This is a genomic window from Paenibacillus stellifer (genome assembly GCF_000758685.1).
GTDB classification, from domain to species: Bacteria; Bacillota; Bacilli; order Paenibacillales; family Paenibacillaceae; genus Paenibacillus_AQ; species Paenibacillus_AQ stellifer.
Genome location: NZ_CP009286.1, coordinates 370,149 through 396,846 on the forward strand (window position 1 = coordinate 370,149; position 26,698 = coordinate 396,846).

Here is a 26,698-nt window from a genome sequence, read left to right on the forward strand (position 1 = left end):
CTGATGGATTGCCAAAAACTCCGGCCGCGCCTCTTGAATGAGGGCGGCCGGAGTTTTTTTGGCTTCCCGGGAGCCGGCTATACCGGAACTTCCCGGGTTGTTCGGATCATTGGCGAGCCGCAGAGCGGGCAGGGCTTGTGGCTTAAGCCGTCATCGGCGCCGCCATTCTTGACCCGCATCCAGCCGGGGCAGGACCCGGCGGGGCAGCTCCAGACGGCGACGGTGCGGGTGCGCCCTGAGACGCGCGCCCCGCCGTCCGCAGCGCCGCCGGACCGGGCGCTGCCCCCGTGGCGCGCTGCGCCGCCGCCGAAGCGGCCGCTCCCGCCGGGCCTGGCCGGCCATGCGGCCGGGGCGTCCCGGTCCGGAAGGCTGGCCTCGGACCGGTCCAGCAGGGCGTTCTCGGCCGCCAGCGCTTCGGCGGCCGAGAACCCGGCGCGGCGCGATCCGCCCGCCGCGCCGCCAACATGGCCGGCGCTGCTTCGCGCGCGGCCTTCTGCGGCGCCGTGCGCAGCCGGCGCCGCGTCGCTTCCGGCGCGCCCTCGGCCCGCGCCGGGTTGGCCGCCGCTGCGCCCGGCGGCCGGGGTCCCGCCCGCCGCCTCCATAGCGGCGGCGTCGGGGCTGGCGCCGAAGGCCGCCAGCATGAAGCGGGACACCGGGGCTTTGCGGCCCCGGTGCAGCGCGGGAGAGCTGATGTACAGCTCCTCCCGCGCCCGGGTCACGGCAACGTAAGCGAGCCGCCGTTCCTCTTCCAGCAGCGCCTGCGCGTCGGCGCCGCCGCCTTCGGCCGTCTTGCGGTCCTTCAGACGGCCGGCGTCCAGCGCGGAGCTGTGCGGGAGAATGCCCTCGGAAGCGCCGAGGAGCATGACGACCGGGAACTCCAGCCCCTTCGACTTGTGGATCGTCATCAGGGAGACCCGGTCGCCTGCTTCGCCCGCGTTCCCGCCGGGCTCCTTGTGATGCGCATTCCGCGCCGTCACATCGTCGATGAAATCGAGAAACAGCTGGAGCTCGCCGAACCGTCCTGCCGACAGCTCCAGCTCGTCCAGCATTTCCTTCAGCGTCTCCCGGTGAAGCGTCGCCTGATGGCGTTCATCCGCCAGGACGAAGGAATCATAGAAGGAAGCCCGAAGCTGCCGGATGGCCTGAACCGGGGTCAGCGTCCGGATACCCCGGATCATCGCGAGCCGGTCCGAGATGGCCTCCTTGCGGAAGTCCGCCAGGCCGGGCAGGTTTAAGAGATAGACGAGCGGCCCTTTCTTGGGCTGCACAGCCTCCATCCGCCGGATATGGGTCATCCCCTGCTCCCGGTTCACGTACAGGGTGGGCAGAATATCCTCCATCGCTTCGAAATCCCGCCGGTTCACCGAGAGCCGCAAATGGCTGATCACCGGCGAAATGAGCCAGTGCTCATAGAGCAGCCGCCCTTCGCCGTAATCGACGTAGGGCACATTCTGAAGCAGCAGCCGCTCCAGCATGGCACGGCTGCTGCTCTGGGCCCGGTACAGGATGGCGAAGTCGCCATGCCTGCGCTCTCCCCGCTCCACGGAGGAGATGATCTCGTTCACGAGAGCCTCCGCTTCCTCATCGGCATTGGCGGGGCGGAGATACCGGGGCCGTCCGGCGTCCGGCACGGCCGCCCGCAGGCTTTTGGTACGGCGGCGTATGTTGCCTTGAATGATCCCGTTTCCAAGCCCGATAATGGACGGTCCCGAACGGTAATTGATATCCAGCGTAATCACCCTGGCATTCTCGTATACCTGCTCGAACTCCAGAATGAAGTCGCTGCGCGCGCCGTTGAACGAGTAGATCGTCTGATCGTCGTCCCCGACCACCATCAGATTGTTCAGGGGGCTGGCGATCATCCGGATCAGCTCATACTGCAGCGCGTTCGTGTCCTGGAATTCGTCGACCATGATATGGGAATACGTGCGCTGAAGCTCCGCCAGCAGCTCGGGACGCTCCAGCAGCATCCGGTAGCCATCCAGCAGCACGTCGTCGAAATCGATTTTGCCGTTGTCCCGCTTCCATCTCTCGTAGCGCAGCAGAATTTCCCGGATTTCCTTATCCGATTCGGTCAGATCCGGCAGGGTGTCTGCGCCCTGCATATTCATTTTGACGGAGGAGAGAATCGAGAGCAGCGATTCCGGAGGGTAGGCATCCTTGGCGAGGCCCATTTCACGCATGATCGTCTGCAGCAAAATATGCTGGCGGCGCGTCTCATGAAAAATATCCTCCCGTACTCCCTGCCTCCGCAGAAAATAGAGAAAGAAGGAATGAAATGTCCGGGCCTGAAGTCCGGACAGGTTCCGTCCCTGCACGCCCGGCAGCCGGCCGATCCGCTCCCGCATCTCGGCGGCCGCCCGGCTCGAGAACGTCAGCAGCAGCAGCCTGCCTGGCGGAATCCGGCGCACGGACAGCAGATAGCCCGTCCGGCATACGAGTACGCTCGTCTTGCCGGAGCCCGCGCCGGCGAGCGTCAGCAGCGGCCCGTCGCCATGCCGCACCGCTTTGATCTGCGCGGCGTTCAGCAGGATGCCGCCCGCCTCAAGCTCCCGGAAATAGGCAGAGTCCGGATCGTTCTTCAGCACCAGATCCCGGCTTGTCCGTGCTGAAGCCTGCGGCGCCCGGGGCGCCTTGGCTCCGGGTACGCCCTGCGGGGCGGAGTGAAACAGCAGTTGATTCATCGAACTCATCATCTTAACCTCGCGAACACTTCATTTTTGCCAACCTACACTATACCATCTCTCCTCCGAATATGCACAGCGGTGGCCCGTACCTGGCTTAATTCCAATGGAAACAACAAATGAAACGGCAATTTTTTTTATGGTTGACAAATAATAGAATATGAAAGTAATATATATGCAGATAAAGGGTTTACATTTCCATTTGTGCAAACGATTGAACAATGACATAAGACTAACTCCCCGAATTGCGTGATGCCAAATACTCTTAAGTGAGGTGCAGCGTGAAGGATAACTTTCTGCTACATTATTTTAAAGTATTTTCTGATCGCCCTTTCATTATTGAGCCCCAAAAGAAATTAATTCTGACCTACAAAGATATGGAGCAGCTTACGGCTAATCTAGCAGATATACTATGGTCTAAAAATGTAAGAAAAGGAGACAACGTAGCCGTATTTTTTGATAACGAAATTGAATTTGTAATTTCCTACTTCGCTATCTTAAGGCTTGGCGCGGTTTGTGTACCGTTGTCTACTACCTATGAGCCTAACAAGCTCGACAGTATTATTAGCAAGTTGAATCCGCAGCTTATTCTCCATAAAAGCCACAACGAACTTACTTTTCCGCTCATTCATACCTATGAGGTTGATTATACCCGATTAGTTCCGCAAGTTAAGCACACGTTCATGGATGCTCATCATACTCCAAACGATCCCATAGCTATTATGTTCACTACTGGGACCACTGGAGATCCTAAAGGCACAATCATTTATTGCGGTTCATTTATAGAGAATATCCAAGATTATGGGGATGATTTGAGTATCGATGAAAGTACTCGGTTTATCCAATCCATGCCTGTCTATCATATCGACGGATGGACATACAGCACGCTGCAACCTTTTATTTTTGGCGCTTCGACGATCCTAACAAGAACATTCAATGCTCAAATTGCTGCAGGATTTGATTCTCTCGTACACGATTGGGGAGGGAATTTATTTATTTCCGTACCCTCCATGCTGTCAGCTCTATTGCATATGAGCAATCGGTATAGCAGAAAGTTTCAGGGGGAATTGAAATATGTGATTTGTGGCTCCTCAAAACTTCATTATGATTTGATGAAACAATTTGAGTCATGTTTCCAAACTAGGATTCTGGAGAACTATGGTTCCACCGAAGCATTGCTTGTAGCCTACTATTCGCCTTCCATCCCTTACAAAAAGAATTCAGTAGGAAGGGTTCCGGAAAAATGTAATGTCGTCATTGGAACAGAGGGTGAAATTCTTATTAAAAGTCCATATTTATTCAGGGAATATTTTCACGATCCCCACAGAACTAAAGAAGCGTTTGAGAATGGATATTATAAGATTGGGGATATTGGATACCTGGACGATGATAGATACTTGTATTTGCTGGGCCGCAATCGGGACATTATTAATAAATCGGGCATTAAGATTGATCCGTCTGAAATTGATGAACAATTACTTGCTTATAACGGGGTAATTGATGCGGCAACTATAGGGGTTGAGAATTCATACGATAGTCAGACGATTATCTCGTTTGTAAAGACAAATATCCCTAACCTTAATTTATCTCAATTGCAAGACTATATACATTCGAAGCTTGAAACTCATAAATGGCCTCAACAGATCCATATCGTTCCTCACATCCCCAAAAATCATATCGGAAAAATCATGAGGGATGAACTTGTGAAGATCATTCATCAGCGGGAGGAGGTGAGATAGAACATGGTTAAATGCGATGAGAAAGTGATTGAAGTTTTGAAGAGAATTACACAACTCGAAGATATCACGATGGAAAGCAGCTTGACTAATGACTTGTTAATTGACTCTCTTTCGTTTATTAGAGTTATCGTCGAATTGGAAAATGGTTTTCATTTTAAGTTTGATAATGAGGATATGATAATCGAAATGTTTCCTAAGGTAATGGATTTAGCCCAGTATATCAAATTAAAATCCTAATCTAGGTGGTAAGCAGTATGAAGAACATTATTTTGTTTGACTTCGATGGTGTTATCATACAATCCGAACCAGTAATTAAAGCTGCCTTCACCTTAAGCTATCAGGATTTGATTAATGACGAAGTAGCCCCCCCCGTTGAGGAGTATTTAAGCCATATGGGCGAGTCTTTCGGCAATATCATGGAGAAAATGAAACTGCCGCAAAAAATGTACGAAGTGTTTTGTCATTACAGCAATCGGCTTGTGAATTTGATCGAACTGGTTGAGGGATTTACAGAAATACTGGATTTATTAAAAAATAGTTCAAAAAAAATAGGACTAGTAACGGGTAAGGATCGGAAAAGAACGATAGATATTCTTGGAAGATTACAGATCATCCAATACTTTGATGTGATTGTAGCGGGTGACGATGTGAAACATCCAAAGCCTCACGCTGAACCTATTCTAAAAGCTGTGAGTGAATGTAATGGAAAACATAGCGAAGCCATAATGATCGGTGATTCTCCTAATGATATTATCGCCGCACGAAATGCGAATATTGAAAGTTGCGCTGTTCTATGGGGGATAGGGAAAACTGATGAACTATTTCACGAAAATCCACAGTTTATCGTGCGTGATCCGGGGGAACTGTCCGTTTTGTTAAAACAAATTATCTCCCAACCTCAATTCAAGTACTGAAAATGTACTGAAAATATACTACTTAAAGAGGCAGGAGGATGAGATGCAAACCAAGCAAAACGATTTGTCAGAATATCTTACAACGCTTATGAGAAAGAAAGTTTCCGCAGCTAAGGAATCAGGACTTGATGTAATAGATTTCACAATTGGAAATCCAGACTTACCCCCACCCGCTGAGCTTTTGGAACAGTTGATACAAGAGATTCGATTAATAGAAAATCACTCTTATCCAAATAGGGAAACACAAGGCAGCCAGCAATTGTGCGAGGCTATTGCCACATTCTATCGTAACCGATTTCATGTGGAGCTAGATCCTGCTTTGAACGTGATGCCTCTAATTGGTTCTAAGGAATGTGCGCATTATTTATGTGTCTCTCTACTGAAGCCTGGAGATTTAGTCATTATCGTTGAACCGTGTTATCCAACTTACAAGGTGAATGCTGTATTGGCCGGGGCTGAAGTCTTCGAGTTGCAAACGGATGCTGACAATGATTATCTCCCCAATTTGGATGACATTCCGGAGCATATTTTGCGTCGAGCAAAGTTGTTCTTCACCAACTATCCGAATAACCCCACAGGTGCTACGGCCCCCTTATCCTTCTACAGCAAGTTGGTAGACTTAGCTCGTACATATAACTTCATCATTTGCAATGATAATGTCTACTCGGAGCTTTATTATGACGAGCACCCCCCTCATAGCATCTTGGAAGTTCCAAACTCTCTCGAGGTGGCTGTTGAGTCACACTCATTGTCAAAAACCTTGAACATATGCGGTTGGCGTGTAGGAATGCTATCAGGCAATCGTATGGTTATCAAAAGGGTTTTAAATGTCAAACAGTATGCCGATGCCGGAATCTTTATGCCAATTCAAATAGCTGCATCGAAAGCTATGTCGACCCAAGAACAATTTGTCAGTAATTTACGCAATATTTATTGCCATCGAAAGCAGGCATTGCAAGACGGACTGATCCGGAATGGTTATTGGGTATATCCATCTACTTCAGGAATGTATGTATGGGCTCGAATACCTGAACATAGAAATGCGCCTGAACATGTGGAGTTCCTTTTATCAAAAGGGATTGCTGTTAACCCGGGAAAAGCATATGGGGATTTCTATTCTGACTATGTAAGATTTTCATTGAATGTTCCCATAAATAGAATCGAACAAGCTATCGAAAGAATCGTGACTAATTCATAACTAGGAGTGAATTAACATGTTAAAAGGCAACCAAGTTCTAATCGTAACACCTTTTGATAATAATTATGAAGTTGATGAGAGCAGTCTAGTCAATTTGGTAGATCATTTGGTAGAGCAAGATGTAGCAGGCATTATTGTGCTTGGTACAACCGGTGAGTTCTTTAGTCTTCAAGATCATGAGAAAAAGCGGATTATTGATATTACGTCTGAAAGAACAAAAGATCGAACAGCTCTTATTGTAGGCGTTGCCCATTCAGGTTCGAGTATCTCAGCGGATATGGCACGTTATGCCGGAGAAAAAGGAGCATCAGCTGTTTTGCTTCCGCCTCCTTATTATCATGTGCCCACCCCAGAAGGGATGATTGATCATTTCACGATAGTTGGACAAAGAGGCAATGTGGATCTCATGGTTTATGACGGCGGTGGGGGAATCGAAGTTCCCATTCATGTGATCGAGAAAGTAAGGGCAGCTACATCTAAACTGCGCTATATTAAATTAACTGCTCCAAAGGTAACAAAGGTAAGGGAATACCATGAAACATTTGGATCCGAAGTTTCAGTTTTTGCCGGTGAAGATCTGCTGATAATGCCGGAATTACTCGAAGGCGCAGATGGGCTAACAACAGCTGCAGGTAATTTGCGTCCGAAAGAATTAACAGAAATCTTTAATCTAGTTCAGAATGAGAAATTCTCCGAAGCCCAAATGATCCACGATGCTCATATAGCCCCGCAAGCCATAGTTACCGGATCTATCCGCAACGAATTTATTCAATGTTTCAAAACTTCGCTTAAAATGATGGGAATTATCAAAACAGATACAGTCCGCCCGCCGCTGCATCGTTTGTCTGAATCCAGAATTCAAAACTTATCATTAATGCTCCAAAATCAAAAATTAATCTGAATAGGAAAAGATAAGGGGATAGTGTAATGAGGGGACTTTCTGGAAAAACCGCGGTGGTTACGGGGGGATCCAATGGCATCGGTTATTGCATTGCTCAACGCCTTAGCGAGGAAGGGTGCAATGTTATTATTATGGATATCGATGAACACGGATTGGATTCTGCTCAAAGATTAGAGCTTGAAACGGGAAATAGAGTTCGATTCATTAAGGTGAATATAGCAAATGAAGAATCGATTATAAAGGGATTCCATTTGATCAAGGAATGGGTTGACTCTGTTCATATCCTGGTCAATAATGCAGCAATTTTTCTAAGAGGCAGCGTTGAAGCAACTTATGATGAATGGAATAAAATTCTTGACGTTAATGTCATGGGTACATCTTTTGTAAGCAAGCATTGTCTGCCTCTCATGCTGCAAAGTGGCGAGGGTTCCATTGTGAATCTTTCATCGATTAGCGGAATTATAGGCCAAGCCAACTTCGCTGTATATAATGCTTCAAAATTTGCGATCCGTGGGTTAACAAAATGTTGGGCAATTGATTTGGCAAAACATAATATAAGGGTAAATAGCGTGTGCCCGGGTTATATTGAATCGCAATCTTCCCAAAGATATATCAATGACAATGGTTTAGATAAGTCCATCATTGACAGAAAGATTTCGCAGCTTCATATCTTGGGACGACAAGGAAGGCCGGATGAAGTAGCCAGTGCAGTTTGTTTTTTGGCTTCAACGGATGCTTCATTTATCACCGGAGAAGATTTAATGGTCGATGGTGGGTATACGGCGCGCTAAAAAGATTACGAATATTTATCTCCGGAAATGGTGTGACAATTATGAAAATAGAGGCTTTTTTTCGAAGCCGGACCGGGATTGTTGTAGCTTCCGTTATTGCAACAATACTGTGGGGAAGTGCATTTCCTTTTATTAAATTAAGTTATCGCGAGCTTGGTATCCAACAAGGTGATGTGTATCAACAGATTTTATTCGCAGGGTATCGCTTTACATTAAGTGGACTGATAATTATTTGTTTTATGAGCGTTAATCGGCAGCGAATTGCCTTAGTTCCTTCAACACTGAAGAGGATAGTCAGAGTATCCCTGGTGCAAACCTTTCTTCAATATTTATTTATATACATAGGATTAAGTCGAAGCTCTAGTGCAGTAGGTTCTATTACATCGGGGGCAATCTCATTTTTTCAGTTAATTCTTGCTCATTTTTTATTCAAAGAGGATCAATTAAATCCCAAAAAAATGGTTGGGATTGTCTTCGGATTTATGGGATTGATCCTGTTATTTTCTAAAGGAGACCACACATTCCAATTTGGAAGCGGAGACATATTGTTATTTTGTGGCGCATTTTCTGCGTCCCTTGGCAATATATTATCCAAAGTGGAATCCCGTCATATTTCTGTATTTTATTTAAATGCTTATCAAATGCTCCTGGGCGGGATTGCATTAATATGCATATCATCTTGGAAGATAGGCATCATTCCATTCCATTTTGAAACAAAATCTATGCTTCTCTTACTATATCTGTCGATGGTATCAGCTGTGAGCTTTATTTTGTGGAATTACTTGCTGAAATGCAATCCAGTGGGGAAAGTATCCATGTATATGTTTTTAGTCCCATTATTCGGAGTGGGATGGTCGATGCTTTTACTTCATGAGCATATACAGAAACTAATCTGGGTTTCTTTAGTACTGGTTATTTCCGGAATTATTATAGTGAACCGCGACTTTACTGAAAAAAAGGTGAACATTTATGGAAGCAGAAGCAGAAAATATTAAGTTGCAAGAATCGACCGGATTGTTATTGAGTCAAGAAAAAGAGGGCTCGCTATTTTCATCGATCTTCAAATTAGCAATTCCAATCATATTGCAAAATTTGATAATTTCGTCGTTGGGATTTGTTGATTTTCTGATGATAGGAGGGCAGGGCGAAGCTTCGATTGCTGCAGTAGGCTTGGCTAATCAGGTTTATTTTATCTACACTTGCATCCTATCATCGCTTTGCTCCGGTGCATCTATTTTTACAGCACAGTTTTGGGGGAAAAAGGATGTCCAACAAGTCGGAAGGATCCTTGGAATGGTACTATGCCTTTGCATTAGCATCGGGGCAATCTTCAGTATGCTATCGCTTTTTTATTCGAAAGGGTTAATCCATTTATATTCGAACGATGAGAAGGTTGTACTAAGGGGTGGAAAATTTCTATTTATTATTGGGATCAGTTTTGTTCCAACAGCTGTAACCTTCTGCTATTCAGCCATATTGCGCAGTATTGAAGTTGTTAAAATGTCCATGTATATCAGTTTTTTTGCTTTAAGCTTGAATACCGCTCTTAATTACCTGTTTATCAATGGTCTATTTGGCGTTCCGAAATTAGGGATAACTGGTGTCGCAATTGCAACTTGCCTATCAAGATTCATAGAAATGCTTCTGTTAATCTTCATGGTTTATTTTAGGAAAACACAATTGTCATATAAGAGTTTGAACCAAGTATTTGATTTTAATTTCAGCCTTCTCAACAAATTTTTGCGAACTGCAGTTCCGCTATTAGTTGGCACATTGTCTTGGGCATTGGGAATTTCAGTATACCACATGATATACGCGAGAATTGGTACTGATTCAATCGCTGCTTATAATGTTGCAAGTACCATTGAAAATTTGGCCTTTGTGTTCTTCATAGGACTATGTGGGGCAAGCAATGTAATAATCGGCAAAAATATTGGAGCTGAAAAACCGGATGTGGCATATCATCTTGGTAAAAAAATCGTACTGATTTCATTCATCGGTTCTATCGCAGTAGGCTTACTGATTTATGTATGCTCTTCACCGGTTTTATCCCTTTATGACCTATCCGCAGCAGGATTAAGTAATGCTGTGAACATACTTATGGTTATGTCTCTACTACTGTGGCTCAAGGTAATCAATATGACTCTGATACAGGGAGTATTGTATGGGGGAGGGGATACAAGATTTACATTAATCCAGGGGATCATTTCCATGTGGCTATTCGGTATTCCCGCAGCAATAATTGGACAACAGGGATTTCATCTCCCTATTTATTGGATTATGGTTATCGCAGTATTTGGTGAAGAGATGTCTCGTTTTATTATGGGGATTACGAGATTTATTTCAAAAAAATGGATCAATAATTTAACCAATGCGGTTTAGCATCGTTTTTTCAAATCAAAATAAGAAGCGGGTGATCGCTTGAGTAAAGTAAATCAGGATTATAAACTCCCAATGGAGCCAAACAATGATATTTGGATTAACTGCATTTATAATAACTTGATCGCTATATTGAAAATTCAAAATCAAAGCTATGGGAAGTTGTCGTATTCATTAAGCAGGAACTATTCCATATATCAATTTAAAAATAAGTTTAATGCACCTGAAGTAGAAATGAAAATTTTCGGAGAAGGTATTTTTGTACCTGAAGTACTTACTCAAATCCCTAAGATACAGGAATTGTTTGACATAGTTGAAGTGGAATATTGGAATTTCCCGAGCGTTCATGCAGCAATAATGACGTATCTTGAAAGGGGTTATTATTTATTTGTCGATTTGGACAGATTCTATTTCCCTGGCGGCATTGAGTACAACGTTAGAAGGTTTATCCATCCCTCATTTGTTTACGGATATAACCGGGATTTAAGGAAATATTATATGATTGAAGATTGTACGAAACCAAGAGTGTTGAATTATTATGAATTGTCACATGACCAACTAGAGGTTGCGTTTGACGAGATTAGAAGAAAGGGAGAAGGACTCTATTCCAAAACGGGAATTAAAGCATTCAAATTAATCTCAACTACAGATTATAAATATAAGATTACGAAAAGCGATGTTATTACCAATCTGGAAAATTTGTTAGCTGAAAGCCAGGATGATTCTTCAGAACTGTCCAAGTTGTACGATTTGAATCGAATATATGGATTAAATTGCATCCGACAATTTTCATCTGCAATTACAGATATATTCCCGAGAATCTCATCTCAGAACATAGTGATCCATTATGCACTGGCTTCTTTTCCATTGGATTTTCAAAAGAGCAATCTTATTCTTGTGGATATTCTGTTTAATGAAGGGTTGCTTTCGGAAAAAGCCTGCTTACATTTGCGTGAACAATACATCGCATTATCCCAGTTGTGGACACGATACAGAAATAACATTTTTTATTATATTCAAAAGAAGGAAATCAATCCTGATGAGCCTATAGATCCTTCTTATTTTCTGCCATTAAGTACTTTGTTGAATGAAATCTATCATAAAGAGACATTGGTAACCCAGTATTTTCTGGATACGCTTCAATCGTCTTAGCTCCGAGATCGCGGGTGGTGGTGCAATTCATGGAAAAGCATCCACCGCCCGCAAACGACACATTTTCTTGTCATTGCCTTATTGATAAAGATACCCGTAGTGTGATACACTCATCCCTACTTATTAAATCAGTTTAATAAGTAGGGATGAGAGGTGAATCCATGCACGAAGGAACGAATAGACCCAAAGCCGTACAAACGATGATTGTGCGAAAGATCCGAACAGCTCTGTTGAAAGCCGGCAGTTCGACCAAAGCGGAATTAAGTCGGCAATTAGGGATAAGCTTCCCGACGGTCGGAAAGTTTCTGTCCCTCATGGAAAAAGAAGGAGAGATCTTTCAGGCCGGTCTGGATGAATCCAGCGGAGGCCGCAGGGCGTTAAGGTATGCCTACAATCCGGAGCATATGCTGGGATTGGCCCTGTTTCTGGAAAGAACGGAAACGGGATACATGGTTGTTAACAGCTTGGGCGAAGTGAAAGATCGGGGGAACACTCCAGGTGTCCTGAATGCCGGGATAGAGAGCCTTGACCTGCAGATTCAAAGCTTTCTGGACCGGTACCCCCGGATCGGGGTGATCTCCATCGGCATTCCCGGAGCGGTCGATGGCACCGGCAAAATCATCCATATCCCCGATTATCCGCAATTCCACTACTTTGACCTCAAACAATACTGTGAATCGCGTTACTCCATCCCGGCCGTAGTGGAGAACGATATGAATGCGGCTGTGCTCGGTTACCACAAAAGTCGGGAGCATCAGCCTCACCAGTCTCTGGTGTATCTTTATTTCGGGCAGAACGGACCCGGGGCAGGGATCATGATCAATGGGGATGTCGTCCGGGGAAAAAGCTTTTTCACCGGCGAGATTTCATTCGTTCCCCAGAATAATGGCCTGAACTTTGGACAGTCGATGAAAGAGCAGGTGACGAGGGCAGACGGCGGCAGCGGCAGCCTTGATCCGGTGAGCCGGCTGGTTGCGTCGTTTGCCGCCATTTTGAACCCTCATGCGGTGATCTTCTGCAAAGACGAAGTGAGCGGGGCGATGCTGCAGGAAATCGCTTCGGGCAGCTCGGCGTATATTCCGCCGGAACATCTGCCTCTGCTTACCGTCAGCGACTGGAAGGAGGACTATCTGTACGGGCTTCAAAGTCTGGGACTTGATCTGATGATCCGGCAACCAGGCGGTTTTGCAGAATGAGATTGTGTCGGACAGGAGAATGATCAATGGCTACTTTCTTTTTAATTATTATTTATTTGGCTTTTATCAGCCTGGGGCTGCCGGATTCTCTGTTGGGCGCGTCCTGGCCGGTTATGCAAAAGGATCTTGGAGCGCCGCTCGATATGGCAGGCTGGCTGTTCATGCTCATCGCGGCGGGCACGATTCTTTCCAGTCTCGCAAGCGGACGCGTCATCTCACGGTTCGGAACGGGCAAGGTGACGCTCGTAAGCTGCCTCATGACCGCCGCCGCCCTGTTGGGCTACGCGGAATCGGCGTCGGTCATCTGGATGGTGCTGTTCGCCATCCCGCTCGGTCTTGGGGCAGGCTCCGTGGATGCGGGCCTCAATAATTATGTGGCGGCGCATTACAAGGCCCACCATATGAGCTGGCTGCACTGCTTCTGGGGCGTCGGGGCGACCCTTGGCCCTATTATTATGGCCCGTTTCATTGACGGGAGCGGCTCCTGGAGGGACGGCTATCTGACGATCTCCGCCATCCAGTTCGGGCTGGTGCTGATTCTATTCTTCTCACTGCCTCTTTGGAATAAGGTTGCGGGAATTCGAACGGCCGCTAACGGTATGGAGGAAGAAGGGGCGTCCAATGGGCCGGCGGAAAATGCGGCTGGCGCTTCTGCTTCTGCCAAGCCGCTCCGCATTCGGGGCGTGAAGCAGGGGCTGCTGTCCTTTCTGCTGTACTGCGGCGTGGAAGCGACGCTGGGTCTGTGGGGAAGCAGCTATCTGGTTCATGTCAAAGGAGCATCGGCCGTATTCGCGGCGCAGGGCGTATCGCTCTACTATGCAGGCATTACGGCCGGGCGGTTCATCACCGGCTTCATTACCTTCCGGGTGAGCAACCGGCTGCTCATTCGCGCGGGACAGATTACCGCACTCGCCGGAGTTGTGCTGCTGTGTCTGCCTCTGCCCGGCGGCTACGCGGTTGCGGGCTTCATGATTGTGGGGCTGGGGCTTGCGCCGATTTATCCCTGCATGCTGCACGAGACGCCGGTACGCTTCGGAAGAGAGAACTCGCAGACCATCATGGGCTACCAGATGGCTGTGGCGTATGTGGGAAGCACCTTGCTGCCGCCGCTGCTCGGCTTCCTGGCTTCCTTCTCGTCGATTGGCATTTTCCCGGTGTATCTGGGATTGATGGCAGCAGCGATGCTTCTGTTCTCGGAGAGGCTGAACCGTGTCATGGAGCTGCGGACCGGCGGAGGAGAAATCGGCGGGCAGAGCAAGGTTCATTAATCCGCCGGTTATATCCGGTTAATCTCAACATCCGAACCTGGTTAAGCGGGGAGCTTGGCCGGGTTCTTCTCTTTCCCGGTACAAGCTTGGCGCCCAATAAGGGCCGGCTGGAAGCTGACTGGTGTGAGTCTTTGGGCAGCCTGATTGTTAGCTCCTGTGGGGCATCCTGGAGCGGATCTGGGCTTCCGCCTTCCACATCGGCGCCGCGCTGATCATCGCCCATACTCCACTGGCCGCGCTGCTGATGATTCCGCTGCACAGCGCGCTCAACCTTGGCGCCGTCCGGCTATCCAAGACCTCTTCCATCCCGGTGGTCAGCCTCTTCGTCGCGGCGCTTGGTCTGCTGACGCTGGCTTCGGGCCTGCTCCTCTGGTAGAAGGGGCCGGGACCGATTTTGGCTTCAGGGGCAGGAGGCCCAAGCTTTTTCAGGGTGATCTTCATACGCTAACATAAATTGAAGAGTGGAGATGAAGTCATGTCCCCTGCCCTGAAAGGCCCAGCCATCGATGTGCTGATTCCGGCGATCGAGAAGGATCTGGCCACCCTGCCGCATGTCGTCGATGCGGTCCGGACCTATGTGCGCCACCCGATTCGCCGCATCCTGATTGTTGCTCCCCGTAAGCCCCGGATTATTGAGTTTTGCCGAAATAAAGGCTGCAGCTTCATCGATGAGAATACGGTTCTGCCTATCACCAAAAAGGATATTCACTACCGCTCCCGCACGTTCGAGCGCTCCGGCTGGCTGTTCCAGCAGCTGCTCAAGCTGAACGGCGACAAGCTGTGTTCAAGCGATTATTTTCTCGTAATTGACGCCGATACCGTGTTGATCGCCTCCCACCGGTTCCGCCAGGACGGGAGGACCGTGTTCTACTGCCGGAACTGGAGCCAGCCTGAATATTTCAGAACCTACCGCAAGCTGATGGGCCGAAAGGCGCCGTCTCCTTCCTCGTTCGTCACCCACTATATGCTGTTTGAATGCCGGCGTCTTGCAAGGCTGAAGCGTGAAATCGAGGCGATCCACGGCGTTCCCTGGTACACCGCCATTATCCGCAGCATGAACCGCTCGAAGCCGTTCGCTTTTTCCGAATACGAAACGTATGCCAATTACTTGTACACGACCGATCCCGGTGGAATGCTGCTCAAGAAAGCACGCAACAGAAGCCTGCACACCTCCTTCCGGAAGCTTTCGCGGTCTTCGGTGGCCGGGTATGCCCGGTCTTGCCGTTCGCTCTCTTTTCACCAGCGCAAGGCTTACAGCCGGAAGACGGGAGCGAAGTGAGACGAATGCCGGAGCAGCGAGTAAGGGGTCTGGAAGACCGGTTCCCGGGGGAGGTCCCCGTCATACGGAATGAAGGAGTGGATGATTATGCAGGTGGTGCTTCTGTCCGGGGGATCGGGCAAAAGGCTGTGGCCGCTGTCGAATGAAGTCCGGTCCAAGGCGTTCCTGCGTCTTCTTCCGGCGGCATCCGGCGGTCTGGAATCCATGATCGAACGGGTATGCGGCGGGCTGGAGGCGGCCGGTCTTCTCGGCTCCTGCTGCATCGTGACCCACCGTACCCAGGTGGAGATTACGCGCAAGTCTATCGGAGAGAGCATTCCCGTGCTGGCGGAGCCGCATAAAAAGGGGACGTTCACGGCTATTTCACTGGCAGCCGCCTACCTAAGGGAGACGCGCGGCAGCGATCCGGAGGAAGTCGTAACGATCATTCCGGTCGATTCCTTTGTGGAACCGTCTTTCTTCAGCCTGATCGCGCGCTTCCCGCAGGTGTTGGCCGAGTCCGGGGCGGATGTCGCGCTGATCGGAGCGGAGCCGAAGTCTCCGTCCACGCAGTTCGGCTATATTGTGCCCCGTATGCTGCCGGAAGGCAGTACTGGAACGGGAGCGGAGAAGACGGAGAGGTATTTCGAGGTAGCCCGCTTTGCGGAGAAGCCCGACGAGGCAGGGGCGAAGACGTTCATCGGCGAAGGTGCGCTGTGGAATTGCGGCGTGTTCTCCTGCAAGCTCGGCTTTCTGCTGTCGCGCGCGCAGGCCGGAGGGCTTCACACAGAATACCGGAAGCTGCTGGACAGCTACGGACAGCTGACCGAGCGAAGCTTCGACGTCGAGGTGATCGAGCGGACGCAGCGGGCTGTTGTTGTTCCGTACGAGGGAATCTGGGAGGATATCGGAAGCTGGGATGCGCTGACTCCCCAACTGGGTAAACGGGTAACGGGAGTCGGCACGCTCTCCCCCGATTCGGAAGGCTCTTTTCTGATCAATGAGCTGTCCTGCCCGATTCATGTGATTGGCGTCAGGGATACGGTCGTGGCTGCCGGACCGGACGGTATTCTCGTTGCGGGCAAAGACCGGGCCAAAGAGATCAAGAATGCCCTGACAGGCGAGCCGAAGAAGCCGATGGTCGAGGAGCGGCGATGGGGCATTTCGCGGGTGCTCGACTGGACCCGGCCTGGTGAGAAGGGCGAGACGATTGTCTCCAAGGTCACGCTGCTGCCGGGCGGACATACGAGCTACCATCTTCACCGGCATACCCGGGAGATGTGGACGGTACTGTCCGGAGCGGGAGAATACCGGCTGGAGAGCGAGTCCCGGCCTATCCGCGCCGGCGATGTGATCGCAGTGCCTTCTGGAGCCAGACATGCGCTGAAGGCCGGAGCGGAGGCTCTGGAGCTCATTGTTACGGAGATCCGGGAGCCCGGCGCCCCCGAAGAGGATATTGAGCGGATCACCTACGACTGGAAATCTCCTGCCGATTAGACAAAGCGCTGCGATGCGCTTTATAGTAGGGATACAATCGGACAGAGGAGTAGAATACCGTGGGGAAAGCGACAATCGGGGATGTGGCGGCGCGCGCGGGCGTGTCCAAAAGCACCGTATCCCAATTTCTGAACAAAAGATACCAGCATATGGGCCAGGAGACGCGGGTCAAGATCGAAGAAGCGATCGAGGCCCTCGACTACCGGCCCAACGTGCTTGCCCGGGGGCTGAAGCAGAAGCGGACCGGGGCGATCGGCGTCATCGTGGCGAACATTATGCACCGGCTGTCCACGGAAATATGCCGGGGTATCGAGGACTATTGCCAGGAGCAGGACATCAGCGTCATTCTGTGCAACAGCGACGAGGATGGGGAGAAGGAGAAGAAATATGCCGAAATGCTGCAGGCCAAGCAGGTTGACGGCATCATTCTCCTGCCTACGGGCAAGAACGGACCGTTATATAAAAACCTCGCCAAGCAGGAATACCCGATCCTGTTCATGGACCGCCGGGTTGAAGGCGTCAAGGCAGATACGATTGTGGTCAACAACCGGGAGGCGGTTACCCGGGCGGTGGAGCATCTGGCTTCGCTGGGACACCGGAGCATCGCATTGGCTACGGGACCGCTGACGATCAGCACGCGCACCGAGCGGACGGAGGGTTTCCGGGCGGCTATGAGCGGGCTCGGTCTGGAATGCGAGAGCCGCAACATCATCAATGCGGAGATTTCCTCGCTGAAGGAACGCTTCCGCAAGGTCTTCGAGGAGCCGGAGCCGCCGACGGCGCTTATTGCAGGGAACGACCTGGTGCTGCTTGAGGCGCTTGCTTTTGTCAAGGAACAGGGGCTCCGGGTTCCGGAGGATTTGGCGCTGGTCGCGTTCGACAACATACCGTTTGCCCACCTGCTCACACCGATGTTGACGACCATCAACCAGCCTTCGCTGGAGATGGGCAGAAAGGCAGCCGAGCGCATGATCGCCCGCATCCGGGCGGAGGAAGCGCCGGAGGCGGCCGAGTTCGTCTTTGAATGCGAGCTTGCCGTGCGGGAATCGTCCGGCCGTTCACGTTGAAGATGATGCGGGTGGTGTCATTCTTATTTGGATAAAAACAGCTTCAGGTCCTGGACCGGGAGCTGTTTTTTTGTCGGCTGGCCTCAACCGTACCCCCGACATCTGCGGACTCCAGAGCCCTTATTTCGGAAAAAACAGCCCTTTTTCGAAGCTTATGGACCTGGGAGCCGTTATATGTGGATTGGCCGGCATTTGTGGAGGCCCCTGGACTGGATAAGTTTCCGCTCGGTCCGTAAGCACTGGGAAATAGGCTGATTTCACCCAAACAGCGCATTCTGACAGCGCTTTAAAGAAAGGGCTTGCAAAAAGAAAAGGGCGGGATTATAATGAGCGCATACCCTTTGTAAATCGGTTTACTAAATCGATTTACAGAAAGATCGGCATTACTGGCATTACAAGCCGATCAAGCCATAAACAATTAATCTCACTTTATTGGCCGCAGTGGACGGTATAGATCATCGCTCATCGAGCATGAAGGAGGATGGTAGGATGAAGGCGGTCTTTGTTCCAACCTCGGTTTTTGGCAATACTCCAGGGCCGCAGCATGAATGGACGCAGACGATTCGCGCTGCGGGCGCCGATGGCATCGAAATCAGGCGGGAATTGTTCCCGCCGGGGGAGCTGCCGCTTGTGGAGTGCCGCGAAGCGAACCGCAGCAGCGGCCTGCGCTGCGTATACTCGGTCCCGATGGAGCTGTGGGACGAAGCCGGAAGGCTGAATGAAACGCAGCTGTCGGCGGTTCTTGAGGAAGCGGGCATTCTGAGGCCGGATATGCTGAAGGTGTCGCTGGGGCATTTCAGGGCAGCGGCCGGGAGCGATGCAGAGGCAAGCGTGACGGATGCGCCGGAAGCCTGCAAGGCTGGGGCAGCAGAAGGCCAGGAGAGCCGGAACAGCCATGAGCGGTTGACCCGTCTGAGCAGGCTGCTGCAGCAGTACCGGACCTTGCATGGGCCGCTGATCCTGCTGGTAGAGAATGACCAGACGCCGCATGGAGGCGACGCCGGAAACTTGAGAGCATTCTTCCAGGCGGTGGGGCGCTCCGGACTCGGCGGAGTTCACATGACGTTCGATACCGGCAACTGGATGTATGCCGGAGAGGAGCCCGTCCGGGCGGCGCTGGATTTGGCGCCTTACACCGCCTACATTCACTGCAAGCATGTCGTATATTCGGAGGACGATGTTCTGCAGACGGTTCCCATTCCCGTGGAGGAGGATGCGTTCTGGCGAGAGCTGCTGGCTCTGCTGCCGGACCGCGCATCACGGGCGATTGAATTTGCGATTCCCGGACCGGAGAGTCTTCCCGGTTATCTGAACATGCTGCGGCAAGCCCGTGGGCATGCCGGGAAAGGGACGGAAGCGGAGAGACTGAAGGAGGGATGGCAGCCATGCTGAAAGATTCGGTAACTTTTGGAGAGGCTATGGTTATGTTCGTCGCGGGCAGGCCCGGCGCCCTGAAGGACATCGACACCTTCAGCCGCCGACTCGCCGGGGCGGAGGTCAATGTCGCCGTCGGCCTGTCGAGGCTGGGGCTGTCTTCCGGGTGGATCAGCCGGCTGGGCGAGGATGCCTTCGGCGAGTACATCGCGGAGTATCTCGCCCGGGAGCAGGTTGATATCTCCGGGATTACCCGCGATTCCCGCTACCCGACCGGGTTCCAGCTGAAGTCGAAGGTGCTGGAGGGCGATCCGCAGGTGCAGTATTTCCGCAAAGGTTCGGCCGCAAGTACGCTCGGCGAGGCCGACGTGGACTCTGGCTATCTGACCGGCTTCCGGCATCTGCACATGACCGGCATTCCGCCAGCGCTGACGAAGAGCACCCGCGCTTTCGCCTATGCGGCACTGGAGACTATGAAAGGCGCGGGCAGGACCGTCTCCTTTGATCCCAATCTGCGTCCTTCGCTCTGGTCTTCAAAAGAAGAGATGAAGGAGGTCATCAATGACCTGGCCTGCCGGGCGGACTGGGTGCTGCCGGGGATCGAAGAAGGGGAATTTCTGACCGGCTCAAGGGACCCGAAGGAAATCGCCGGATTTTATCTGAACAGGGGCGTTACAATTGTTGCCGTCAAGCTGGGTCCGGAAGGCGCGTATTTCCGCACCCCGAGTGAAGAGGGAACGGTTCAGGGATTCAAGGCGGAGAAGGTTGTGGACACGGTCGGGGCCGGAGACGGCTTTGCCGCAGGTCTGATCGGAGGACTTCTGGACGGTTTAAGCGCCGCGGAGGCGGTGCGGCAGGGTAACGCGATCGGCTCGCTCGCAGTGCAGTCCGCAGGCGATCACGACGGATATCCGACGAAGGAAGAACTTAAGACGTATCTTCATTATCATCTGACAGGAGTGAGAACGAGATGAACAACTCGAACAAAGGCGGCTTCGTCGCCTCGCGCTGGCTGCGTCTGATGCCGATTGTCTTCGTTACGTACAGCCTGGCCTACCTCGACCGGGCGAACTACAGCTTCGGCGCGGCCGCCGGCATGGCCAAGGATTTGCAGATTACGTCTTCGATGTCTTCGCTGCTTGGCGCGCTCTTCTTCCTCGGGTACTTCTTCTTCCAGGTGCCGGGCGCCCATTACGCCGAGAACAAGAGTGCCAAGAAGCTCGTTTTCGGGTCGCTGATTTTGTGGGGGCTGCTGGCGGCGGCTACCGGCATTGTCCATAACGTTCATTTTCTCATCGTCATCCGGTTCTGTCTCGGCGTTGTTGAAAGCGCAGTCATGCCTGCGATGCTGGTCTTTCTGAGCCACTGGTTTACGAAAAAAGAGCGCTCCCGCGCCAACACGTTCCTCATCCTTGGCAATCCCGTAACTGTACTGTGGATGTCGATCGTCTCCGGGTATCTCGTATCTTCGGTCGGCTGGAGATGGATGTTCATCATTGAAGGTCTGCCTCCGATTATTTGGGCGTTCTTCTGGTGGAAGCTGGTCAACGACAAGCCTTCGGAAGCGAACTGGCTGACCTCTCAGGAGAAAAAGGAGCTTGAGAGCGCCCTGCATGAAGAGCAGAAGGGGCTGAAGCCCGTCAAGAACTACGGCGAAGCGTTCAGATCGCCGCTTGTTATCCGGCTGTGCCTGCAGTATTTCTTCTGGAGCATCGGTGTGTACGGCTTCGTGATGTGGCTGCCTTCCATTATCAAAGCGGCTCCGGACATGAGCATGGTTGCTACCGGCTGGCTGTCCTCCGTTCCTTATGTGCTCGCGGTTATCGGCATGCTGACGGCTTCATACTTCTCGGATAAAACACAGAACCGGAAAGCCTTTGTCTGGCCGTTCCTGCTGGTCGGCGCCGTCGCTTTCTACGCTTCCTATCTGCTTGGCGCGGATCATTTCTGGATTTCCTTCATTCTGCTGGTCATCGCCGGCGGCGCCATGTACGCGCCTTATGGACCGTTCTTCGCCATCATGCCGGAAATTCTGCCCCGGAATGTCTCGGGCGGCGCCATGGCGCTGATCAACAGTATGGGTGCGCTCGGCTCTTTTGCCGGATCGTATCTCGTAGGCTATTTGAACAACACGACCGGCGGCTTCGGCGCCTCTTACATCTTCATGGCCGGTTCGCTGCTGCTGTCCGCCATTTTGACCATGACTGTGGGTAAATCCCGGAAGTCGGCCGAATCGTCTCCGGAGGGAAAGCTTGAGGTGTCAACGAGATGAACATTCAACTGGCGCTGGACCGGATGAGCATACAGGAAGCCATCGATATGGCGAGGCTGACGGAGCCTTATATCGACTGGATCGAAGTCGGGACCTCGCTGATCAAAGAGTTCGGCATGGCGTCCGTGGAGGCGATGAAGCGCGAGTTCCCGCACAAAGTAATCGTAGCGGATGTCAAAACCTTCGATAACGCCAAATACGAGTTCGAGCTATGCTATAAGGCGGGGGCTGATGTGGCGACCGTCATGGGCGCCGCCCCGCCGGTCACGGTCAGCCTCTGCCTGGAGACGGCGCGGACATGGGGCAGGCAGGTCATGATCGACCTGCTCCATACGACGCCCGAGGAACAGGCGGCGCTCTCCCGCTACAGGGAGGCGGTCCACTGCCTGCATGTCAGCAAGGACCAGCAGGAGGGCGGCGGCTCCCGGCTGACCGGGCCGGGCGCATATGGGGCCGCCCGGGGCGCCAGGGGATCAGTCGCCGCAGGCGGGCTGCTGACGGACGCTCCTGCACCGGGCGGCGGCTGCGCATCTGCGCAGGCTGATGCCGCCGCATCCGGCGCTCCTGGTGCCGCAAGCGGCGGCCCGGCGGAACTACGGATCGCCGCCGCGGGCGGGATCACGCTGGAGTCGCTGCCGGGGCTGCTGGCGCTGGAGCCGGAGGTTCTGATCGTCGGCTCCGCCATTACGAAGGCCCCGGACCCCGCTGCCGCAGCCCGCGCGTTTCGGGAAGCGATCGATGAGTTAAGGAGAAGGTAGCGGGTGCTGCCCCGGCTCATCCAGGGGAGAGCATATGTATAGACAGACTGGCGAAATGCCGTCCGGACTACGGCCTTGGGTTCAGCCGAATGCTTCCGGAGGCAGATGGGTTCAATTTAATTCCGAACAGAGAAGGAGAGACTGAACGAATATGAACAAGCTGATGACCATACTCTCGGAAGCCGGTGATGTGCTGGCGCGGGTAGACGAGAGCGCCATTAATGATACGGCCGCCCTTCTGGCGGGCGCGCCCCGGATCTTTGTTGCCGGCGAAGGCCGCTCGGGCCTGATGGCCAAATCCTTCGCCATGAGGCTGATGCACCTCGGCGCGACCTCGTACGTGATCGGAGAGACGATCACACCCTCGATCGCCGCGGGCGATTATCTGGTCGCCGTCTCCGGCTCCGGAACGACGCATAGCGTCGTCTGGACCGCAGAGAAGGCGCGGGAGCTTGGCGTGTCGGTCATCGCCCTGACGACCGACACTGAATCCCCGCTCGCCCGGTCGGCCGCGCGGGTGCTTGCTATTCCGGCGGCGACGAAGCACCGCCGGGAAGGCGAGAGCGCGAGCGTGCAGCCGCTCGGCTCGCTGTTTGACCAATGCGTCCACCTCGTGCTGGACGCGGTCTGCCTGTGCTACGCGGAGTCACGCGGCGTCGATAACGCCGCGGCGTTCAAGCAGCACAGCAACGTGGAATAGCGGCGGCCGTACCTTCGCCGCTGCTTCCCCAAAACAAGCCACCCTGGCGCTAGTCAGCCTGGGCGGCTTGTTGGCGTGCCCGCCTTTTACATGCATAATCCCCGTCTCAGGTCTGTTTCGAAAACAGGTAGGGTTCGTGGTACAATGTGTGTTACGTAAGACCGCCGGGCTATCTTCCCGGCCGATTTCGGTCTTATGTCCAGCTTAATCATTCGGAAAAGGTACTGAAGGCAGGGGGCAATCAATGAAATCCAGAAATTTGGCTACGATATCGCTAGCGGTCATGGCGCTCGGGTTCCTGATCACGCTGCTTCTCCCCGACAATACGGCGGTGGAGCTGCTGCGCGGCGGCTTCGAGGCAGGGCTTGTCGGCGGCATCGCCGACTGGTTCGCGGTGACGGCGCTGTTCCGCCATCCGCTCGGACTGAAGATTCCGCATACATCACTGTTGCTGAAGAACCGGGACAAAATCGTCCAGTCGCTGATCTCCGCCATGGAGAACGAGCTGCTGAATAAAGAGAGCATCGAGAACAAGCTGCGCGGCATCCGGTTCCTGTCGCTGGCCTCCGCGATGCTGACGCGGTTTCTCGGCCGGAAGAAGGCAAGAATGGAGATTCTGGACCGGGCGGCCGAGCTGGCCGGCCGGATTCCCGTGGAGAAGGCACTGCCGTTCCTTCAGTCGGCGCTGGCCGACTATGTGCGCAGAGCCGATCTCAAGGATATCGCCGACAAGGGCGTGATGCGGCTGCTGCAGGACGGCAAGGACATGGAGGCGCTGGATTACGGGCTTGCGCAGGCCGATGCGTGGATCGCAAAGCCCGAGACACAGACGATGCTGGGAAGCCTTGCGGCCTCCAAGCTGTCCGAGGTGAAGCTCGGCGGGTTTAAGGGTATGGCCTTCCAGGCTTTCGTCGGCTTCGTCGACGAGGATATGCTCGGCGATCTGCTGCAGAACATGCTGCGTTCCGCCATCCGCGACATGCAGGCCGAGGACAGCGTCTATCGGGAAGGAATTGTCCGCGAGATCCGGGTAGCGCTGTTCCAGTTCGTGAACGACGAAGAGAAGATGAAGTCGCTGAGCGATTGGGCTGTCCGTGCTCTTCAGGCGGAGGAGACGGGCGCGTTCCTGCTCGCCCGGATGGAGGAAATCCGCGCCGTGGGCATCCGGCTGCTGGAGGAAGACCGGGCAGCCGGCGGGCGGAAGCTGTTCGCCGCCTATGCCACGCTGCTCCGGCGGGCAGCCGAGGAGCGGGAGTGGATCGAGGAATACGAAGGAAGAATCCGCTCCTCGCTGATCGGCTTCGTGGGCGCAAACCATTACCGCCTGGGAGTGCTGGTTAAGGAGAATCTCGACAAGATGGACGATGCGAGCCTTGTCGCCATGCTGGAGGAGAAAATCGGAAAGGACTTGCAGTGGATTCGCGTCAACGGCGCGGTATGCGGCTTTATCGTGGGACTGGTGCTCACCGTTATCGGGCTGCTGTTCTAGGCATAGAATAGGGAGGCTCCTCCGAAGCTTGCAATAGCTTTCGGGGGAGCCTCCCTATTTATTATCTATATGTTTTTATCGGCAAACGTCTGTTGTCCGAAGGAGGTCCGGTAAGGTGCTCATCCTTGGGAGAGAACAGGCGCTTGCCCTGCTGCCGACATCGCCAACGCCCATGCAGAATTGGGGTCTGGTAAGGTTCCGCCCGGGCACTTCGCCACCTGATGATTACAGTTCTTTTTTGCCCGTGCTGATTGTATACGCTTCCAGAACCGGCAGAACAAATATTTTGCCGTCGCCGAAGGAGCCGTTATCGCCTGTTCTTGCCGTCCGCTTCACGATATCGACAACCTCTTCCTTGTCATCCTCATGAATGACCATCATCAGCATCTTCTTGGAGATCTGGTTGTAATGGTTCGTGCCCACCTGGATGCCTTTCTGCTTGCCGCGCCCCAATATATCCATTTTACTGATGGATGGGAATCCTGCGAGCAGCAGTTCCTCCATCACTTCATCCGCTTTCTCCGGTCTTACGATAATTTCGAGCATTAACATAACAATCCACCCTTTCTGGATCTGAAGAATATGCAGGGTGTTGCCGACTTAGGCGCTGTATGGTTATTCGGAATGGCAACGCTTACAAATCGATTATACAACGTATAAGACTAGATATAAGCGAATAAAGTCACAGCATTTCTGGAAGCGTATGGCTGCCCTGAAGAGAACGGGTGGGCAGGCTGTCCCGGCTTCCGGATGGGGCGTCGTACTCCCTGCGCGCAGGGGAATGCTCCCGGGCGCGGCAGAGCCCGGCAAAGAGCAGCTCCAGCCTGGATGCCGTGCGCTCCCAGTCGAACGCCTTAAGGGCGGTGCGCCGGCCTTCAAGTCCCATTGCGGCGGCGGTCTTCGGAGCGCGCGCAAGGCTCTCGATCGCCCGGGCGAAGGCGGAGGCTTCGCGGTAGCGGTCAACGAGCAGGCCGGTCCGGCCGTGCTCGATGACTTCCCCGATGCCCCCGATCCGGGAAGCGATGACCGGAAGGGCGGCCGCCATCGCCTCTACATTGACAAGGCCGAACGACTCATGCCGCTGCGAGGGGCAGACGAAGCAGTCGGCGGCCTGATAGAGCCGGTGAATGTCGCTGTGGGGAATGCCGCCGGCAAAAATCACGGGGAGGCGCAGCCGCTTCGCCAGCCGTTTCAGTCTGCGCTCGTAGGATGGGTTCCCCGATCCGGCAATGATCAGCTGGACAGGCCGGCGTCTGTTCAGGAGCGCCGCCGCCCGGATCAGGACATCCGCCCCCTTGCGGGGAATCAGCCTGCCCGTGAAGAGAACCGTGAAGCGGCGGGGCAGCTGCAGTTCCCGGCGCGTCTGCTGGCGCTGCTGCGCGGAGAGCGGCGAGAAGCGGGAGAGATCGGCCCCCAGGGGCACGACACGAAGCGGCGGGAGCAAGCTAGGGAAGCGGCGCAGCAGGCGGTCCGCCAGTGATCGGCTGTTGACGGCGATCAGATCGGCGAAGCTGAGGCTTCTTCGTACCTTCGCTTCTTGCGGAACGAACGTCAGCGAGTGCAGAAAGAGGACGACCGGTGTGCGGGGCAGGGCCTCTTTGACGGCGGCCGCGACATGCGGCCGGTTGTCGACCTGAACAATTCCGAAATTCCCGCTCCGAATGATGTTCAGCGCCTCGGCGAGATAGAGGCCGGGCATATCGGCGGGCAAGCGGAGCAGCCTTACGCCCTCCCGCTTCTCCTGGTGGGAGAGCCCCGGGAAGCGGCGGCTGATAACGGTGACGTCATGACGGACCGCAAGCCGTCTGGCCGTCTCCCAAATGCAAATTTCCACAGACCCGCTGCCCGGAAGCGGAAAGCGGCCCGGCGCGATCATGCAAATCTTCACAGCTCCCCCTCCATTCCGCTTCGGATGCCAGTTCTTCTGCATGATATGCCGCCGGTTCGGCAAAGGATACCCAACTTTCGGGCGCCTGAGGCGTCTACCCAATGCCAAAGCGGACTCTGCCGCATAGCTTACCTTGGAGAATAATTTTGGCAGGAGCACAAGGAGTGTGGCAG

At 53.0% G+C, this 26,698-nt stretch carries 24 protein-coding genes; 20 read left to right on the plus strand and 4 right to left on the minus strand.

Features of this window, described 5'->3' with window-relative positions:
• Positions 1-77 precede the first annotated feature (77 nt).
• Positions 78-2,684, minus strand: coding sequence for a UvrD-helicase domain-containing protein (locus PSTEL_RS01865; RefSeq protein ID WP_038699944.1), 2,607 nt, complete (start codon positions 2,682-2,684; stop codon positions 78-80).
• A 281-nt stretch (positions 2,685-2,965) separates the two neighbouring features.
• Between PSTEL_RS01865 and PSTEL_RS01870 the strand changes: the two genes are divergently transcribed.
• The 11 genes from PSTEL_RS01870 (at position 2,966) to PSTEL_RS01920 (ending at position 14,222) form a co-directional block, all read left to right on the plus strand.
• On the plus strand, positions 2,966-4,423 hold the full coding sequence (locus PSTEL_RS01870) for a class I adenylate-forming enzyme family protein (RefSeq protein ID WP_038693125.1): 1,458 nt from the start codon (positions 2,966-2,968) through the stop codon (positions 4,421-4,423).
• Positions 4,424-4,426: 3 nt separating this feature from the next.
• A complete protein-coding gene (locus PSTEL_RS01875) occupies positions 4,427-4,660 on the plus strand; it encodes an acyl carrier protein (protein ID WP_038693126.1) in 234 nt (77 codons plus the stop codon).
• A 17-nt stretch (positions 4,661-4,677) separates the two neighbouring features.
• Positions 4,678-5,337, plus strand: a complete 660-nt coding sequence (locus PSTEL_RS01880) for an HAD family hydrolase (protein WP_052098122.1) — start codon at positions 4,678-4,680, stop codon at positions 5,335-5,337.
• Between the two features lie 43 nt (positions 5,338-5,380).
• Positions 5,381-6,535: an aminotransferase class I/II-fold pyridoxal phosphate-dependent enzyme gene (locus PSTEL_RS01885; protein WP_052098123.1), complete on the plus strand. Its 1,155-nt coding sequence runs from the start codon at positions 5,381-5,383 to the stop codon at positions 6,533-6,535.
• 16 nt (positions 6,536-6,551) lie between these two features.
• Positions 6,552-7,436 (plus strand): dihydrodipicolinate synthase family protein, encoded by an 885-nt coding sequence (locus tag PSTEL_RS01890; RefSeq protein WP_038693127.1) that lies wholly within the window; start codon positions 6,552-6,554, stop codon positions 7,434-7,436.
• A 26-nt stretch (positions 7,437-7,462) separates the two neighbouring features.
• Positions 7,463-8,227: an SDR family NAD(P)-dependent oxidoreductase gene (locus PSTEL_RS01895; protein WP_038693128.1), complete on the plus strand. Its 765-nt coding sequence runs from the start codon at positions 7,463-7,465 to the stop codon at positions 8,225-8,227.
• 41 nt (positions 8,228-8,268) lie between these two features.
• Positions 8,269-9,222: a DMT family transporter gene (locus PSTEL_RS01900; protein ID WP_038693129.1), complete on the plus strand. Its 954-nt coding sequence runs from the start codon at positions 8,269-8,271 to the stop codon at positions 9,220-9,222.
• A complete protein-coding gene (locus PSTEL_RS01905) occupies positions 9,197-10,609 on the plus strand; it encodes an MATE family efflux transporter (RefSeq protein WP_038693130.1) in 1,413 nt (470 codons plus the stop codon). Before PSTEL_RS01900 ends, PSTEL_RS01905 begins: the two co-directional genes overlap by 26 nt.
• Positions 10,610-10,681: 72 nt before the next feature.
• Entirely contained in the window at positions 10,682-11,758 is a 1,077-nt protein-coding gene (locus PSTEL_RS01910) for a hypothetical protein (protein WP_038693131.1), read from the plus strand.
• A gap of 161 nt (positions 11,759-11,919) precedes the next feature.
• Positions 11,920-12,954, plus strand: a complete 1,035-nt coding sequence (locus PSTEL_RS01915; RefSeq protein ID WP_038693132.1) for an ROK family transcriptional regulator — start codon at positions 11,920-11,922, stop codon at positions 12,952-12,954.
• 26 nt (positions 12,955-12,980) lie between these two features.
• Complete coding sequence (locus PSTEL_RS01920) at positions 12,981-14,222, plus strand: MFS transporter (RefSeq protein WP_052098124.1); 1,242 nt, start codon at positions 12,981-12,983, stop codon at positions 14,220-14,222.
• A gap of 147 nt (positions 14,223-14,369) precedes the next feature.
• Here the strand turns inward: PSTEL_RS01920 and PSTEL_RS27310 are convergent, their stop codons facing one another.
• Positions 14,370-14,663, minus strand: a complete 294-nt coding sequence (locus tag PSTEL_RS27310) for a hypothetical protein (protein WP_156995747.1) — start codon at positions 14,661-14,663, stop codon at positions 14,370-14,372.
• A 34-nt stretch (positions 14,664-14,697) separates the two neighbouring features.
• Here PSTEL_RS27310 and PSTEL_RS01925 point away from each other — a divergent pair, with 34 nt between their 5' ends.
• From PSTEL_RS01925 to PSTEL_RS01965, 9 genes are all read left to right on the plus strand, one after another.
• Positions 14,698-15,501: a DUF6492 family protein gene (locus tag PSTEL_RS01925; protein ID WP_038693133.1), complete on the plus strand. Its 804-nt coding sequence runs from the start codon at positions 14,698-14,700 to the stop codon at positions 15,499-15,501.
• Between the two features lie 87 nt (positions 15,502-15,588).
• The gene (locus PSTEL_RS01930; protein ID WP_038699952.1) at positions 15,589-16,977 is read left to right on the plus strand and encodes a sugar phosphate nucleotidyltransferase; all 1,389 of its coding nucleotides are present in this window, start codon (positions 15,589-15,591) and stop codon (positions 16,975-16,977) included.
• A gap of 59 nt (positions 16,978-17,036) precedes the next feature.
• A complete protein-coding gene (locus tag PSTEL_RS01935; protein WP_038693134.1) occupies positions 17,037-18,044 on the plus strand; it encodes a LacI family DNA-binding transcriptional regulator in 1,008 nt (335 codons plus the stop codon).
• Between the two features lie 489 nt (positions 18,045-18,533).
• Positions 18,534-19,436 carry a sugar phosphate isomerase/epimerase family protein gene (locus PSTEL_RS01940; RefSeq protein ID WP_038693135.1) on the plus strand — a complete coding sequence of 301 codons (903 nt, stop codon included), beginning with the start codon at positions 18,534-18,536 and terminating at the stop codon, positions 19,434-19,436.
• On the plus strand, positions 19,430-20,392 hold the full coding sequence (locus PSTEL_RS01945) for a sugar kinase (RefSeq protein WP_156995748.1): 963 nt from the start codon (positions 19,430-19,432) through the stop codon (positions 20,390-20,392). The genes PSTEL_RS01940 and PSTEL_RS01945 overlap by 7 nt, the downstream gene beginning before the upstream one ends.
• The gene (locus tag PSTEL_RS01950; protein WP_038693137.1) at positions 20,389-21,690 is read left to right on the plus strand and encodes an MFS transporter; all 1,302 of its coding nucleotides are present in this window, start codon (positions 20,389-20,391) and stop codon (positions 21,688-21,690) included. Before PSTEL_RS01945 ends, PSTEL_RS01950 begins: the two co-directional genes overlap by 4 nt.
• Positions 21,687-22,448, plus strand: a complete 762-nt coding sequence (locus PSTEL_RS01955) for an orotidine 5'-phosphate decarboxylase / HUMPS family protein (protein ID WP_038693138.1) — start codon at positions 21,687-21,689, stop codon at positions 22,446-22,448. Before PSTEL_RS01950 ends, PSTEL_RS01955 begins: the two co-directional genes overlap by 4 nt.
• A 151-nt stretch (positions 22,449-22,599) precedes the next feature.
• Entirely contained in the window at positions 22,600-23,148 is a 549-nt protein-coding gene (gene hxlB, locus PSTEL_RS01960; RefSeq protein ID WP_038693139.1) for a 6-phospho-3-hexuloisomerase, read from the plus strand.
• A 244-nt stretch (positions 23,149-23,392) separates the two neighbouring features.
• Entirely contained in the window at positions 23,393-24,637 is a 1,245-nt protein-coding gene (locus PSTEL_RS01965; protein ID WP_038693140.1) for a DUF445 domain-containing protein, read from the plus strand.
• Between the two features lie 225 nt (positions 24,638-24,862).
• On the opposite strand, the gene PSTEL_RS01970 is transcribed toward PSTEL_RS01965, so the two are convergent.
• Both PSTEL_RS01970 and PSTEL_RS01975 read right to left on the minus strand, forming a co-directional pair.
• Entirely contained in the window at positions 24,863-25,189 is a 327-nt protein-coding gene (locus PSTEL_RS01970; RefSeq protein WP_038693141.1) for a P-II family nitrogen regulator, read from the minus strand.
• Positions 25,190-25,319: 130 nt separating this feature from the next.
• Positions 25,320-26,567, minus strand: coding sequence for a glycosyltransferase family 4 protein (locus PSTEL_RS01975; protein ID WP_245625052.1), 1,248 nt, complete (start codon positions 26,565-26,567; stop codon positions 25,320-25,322).
• Between the last annotated feature and the right edge of the window lie 131 nt (positions 26,568-26,698).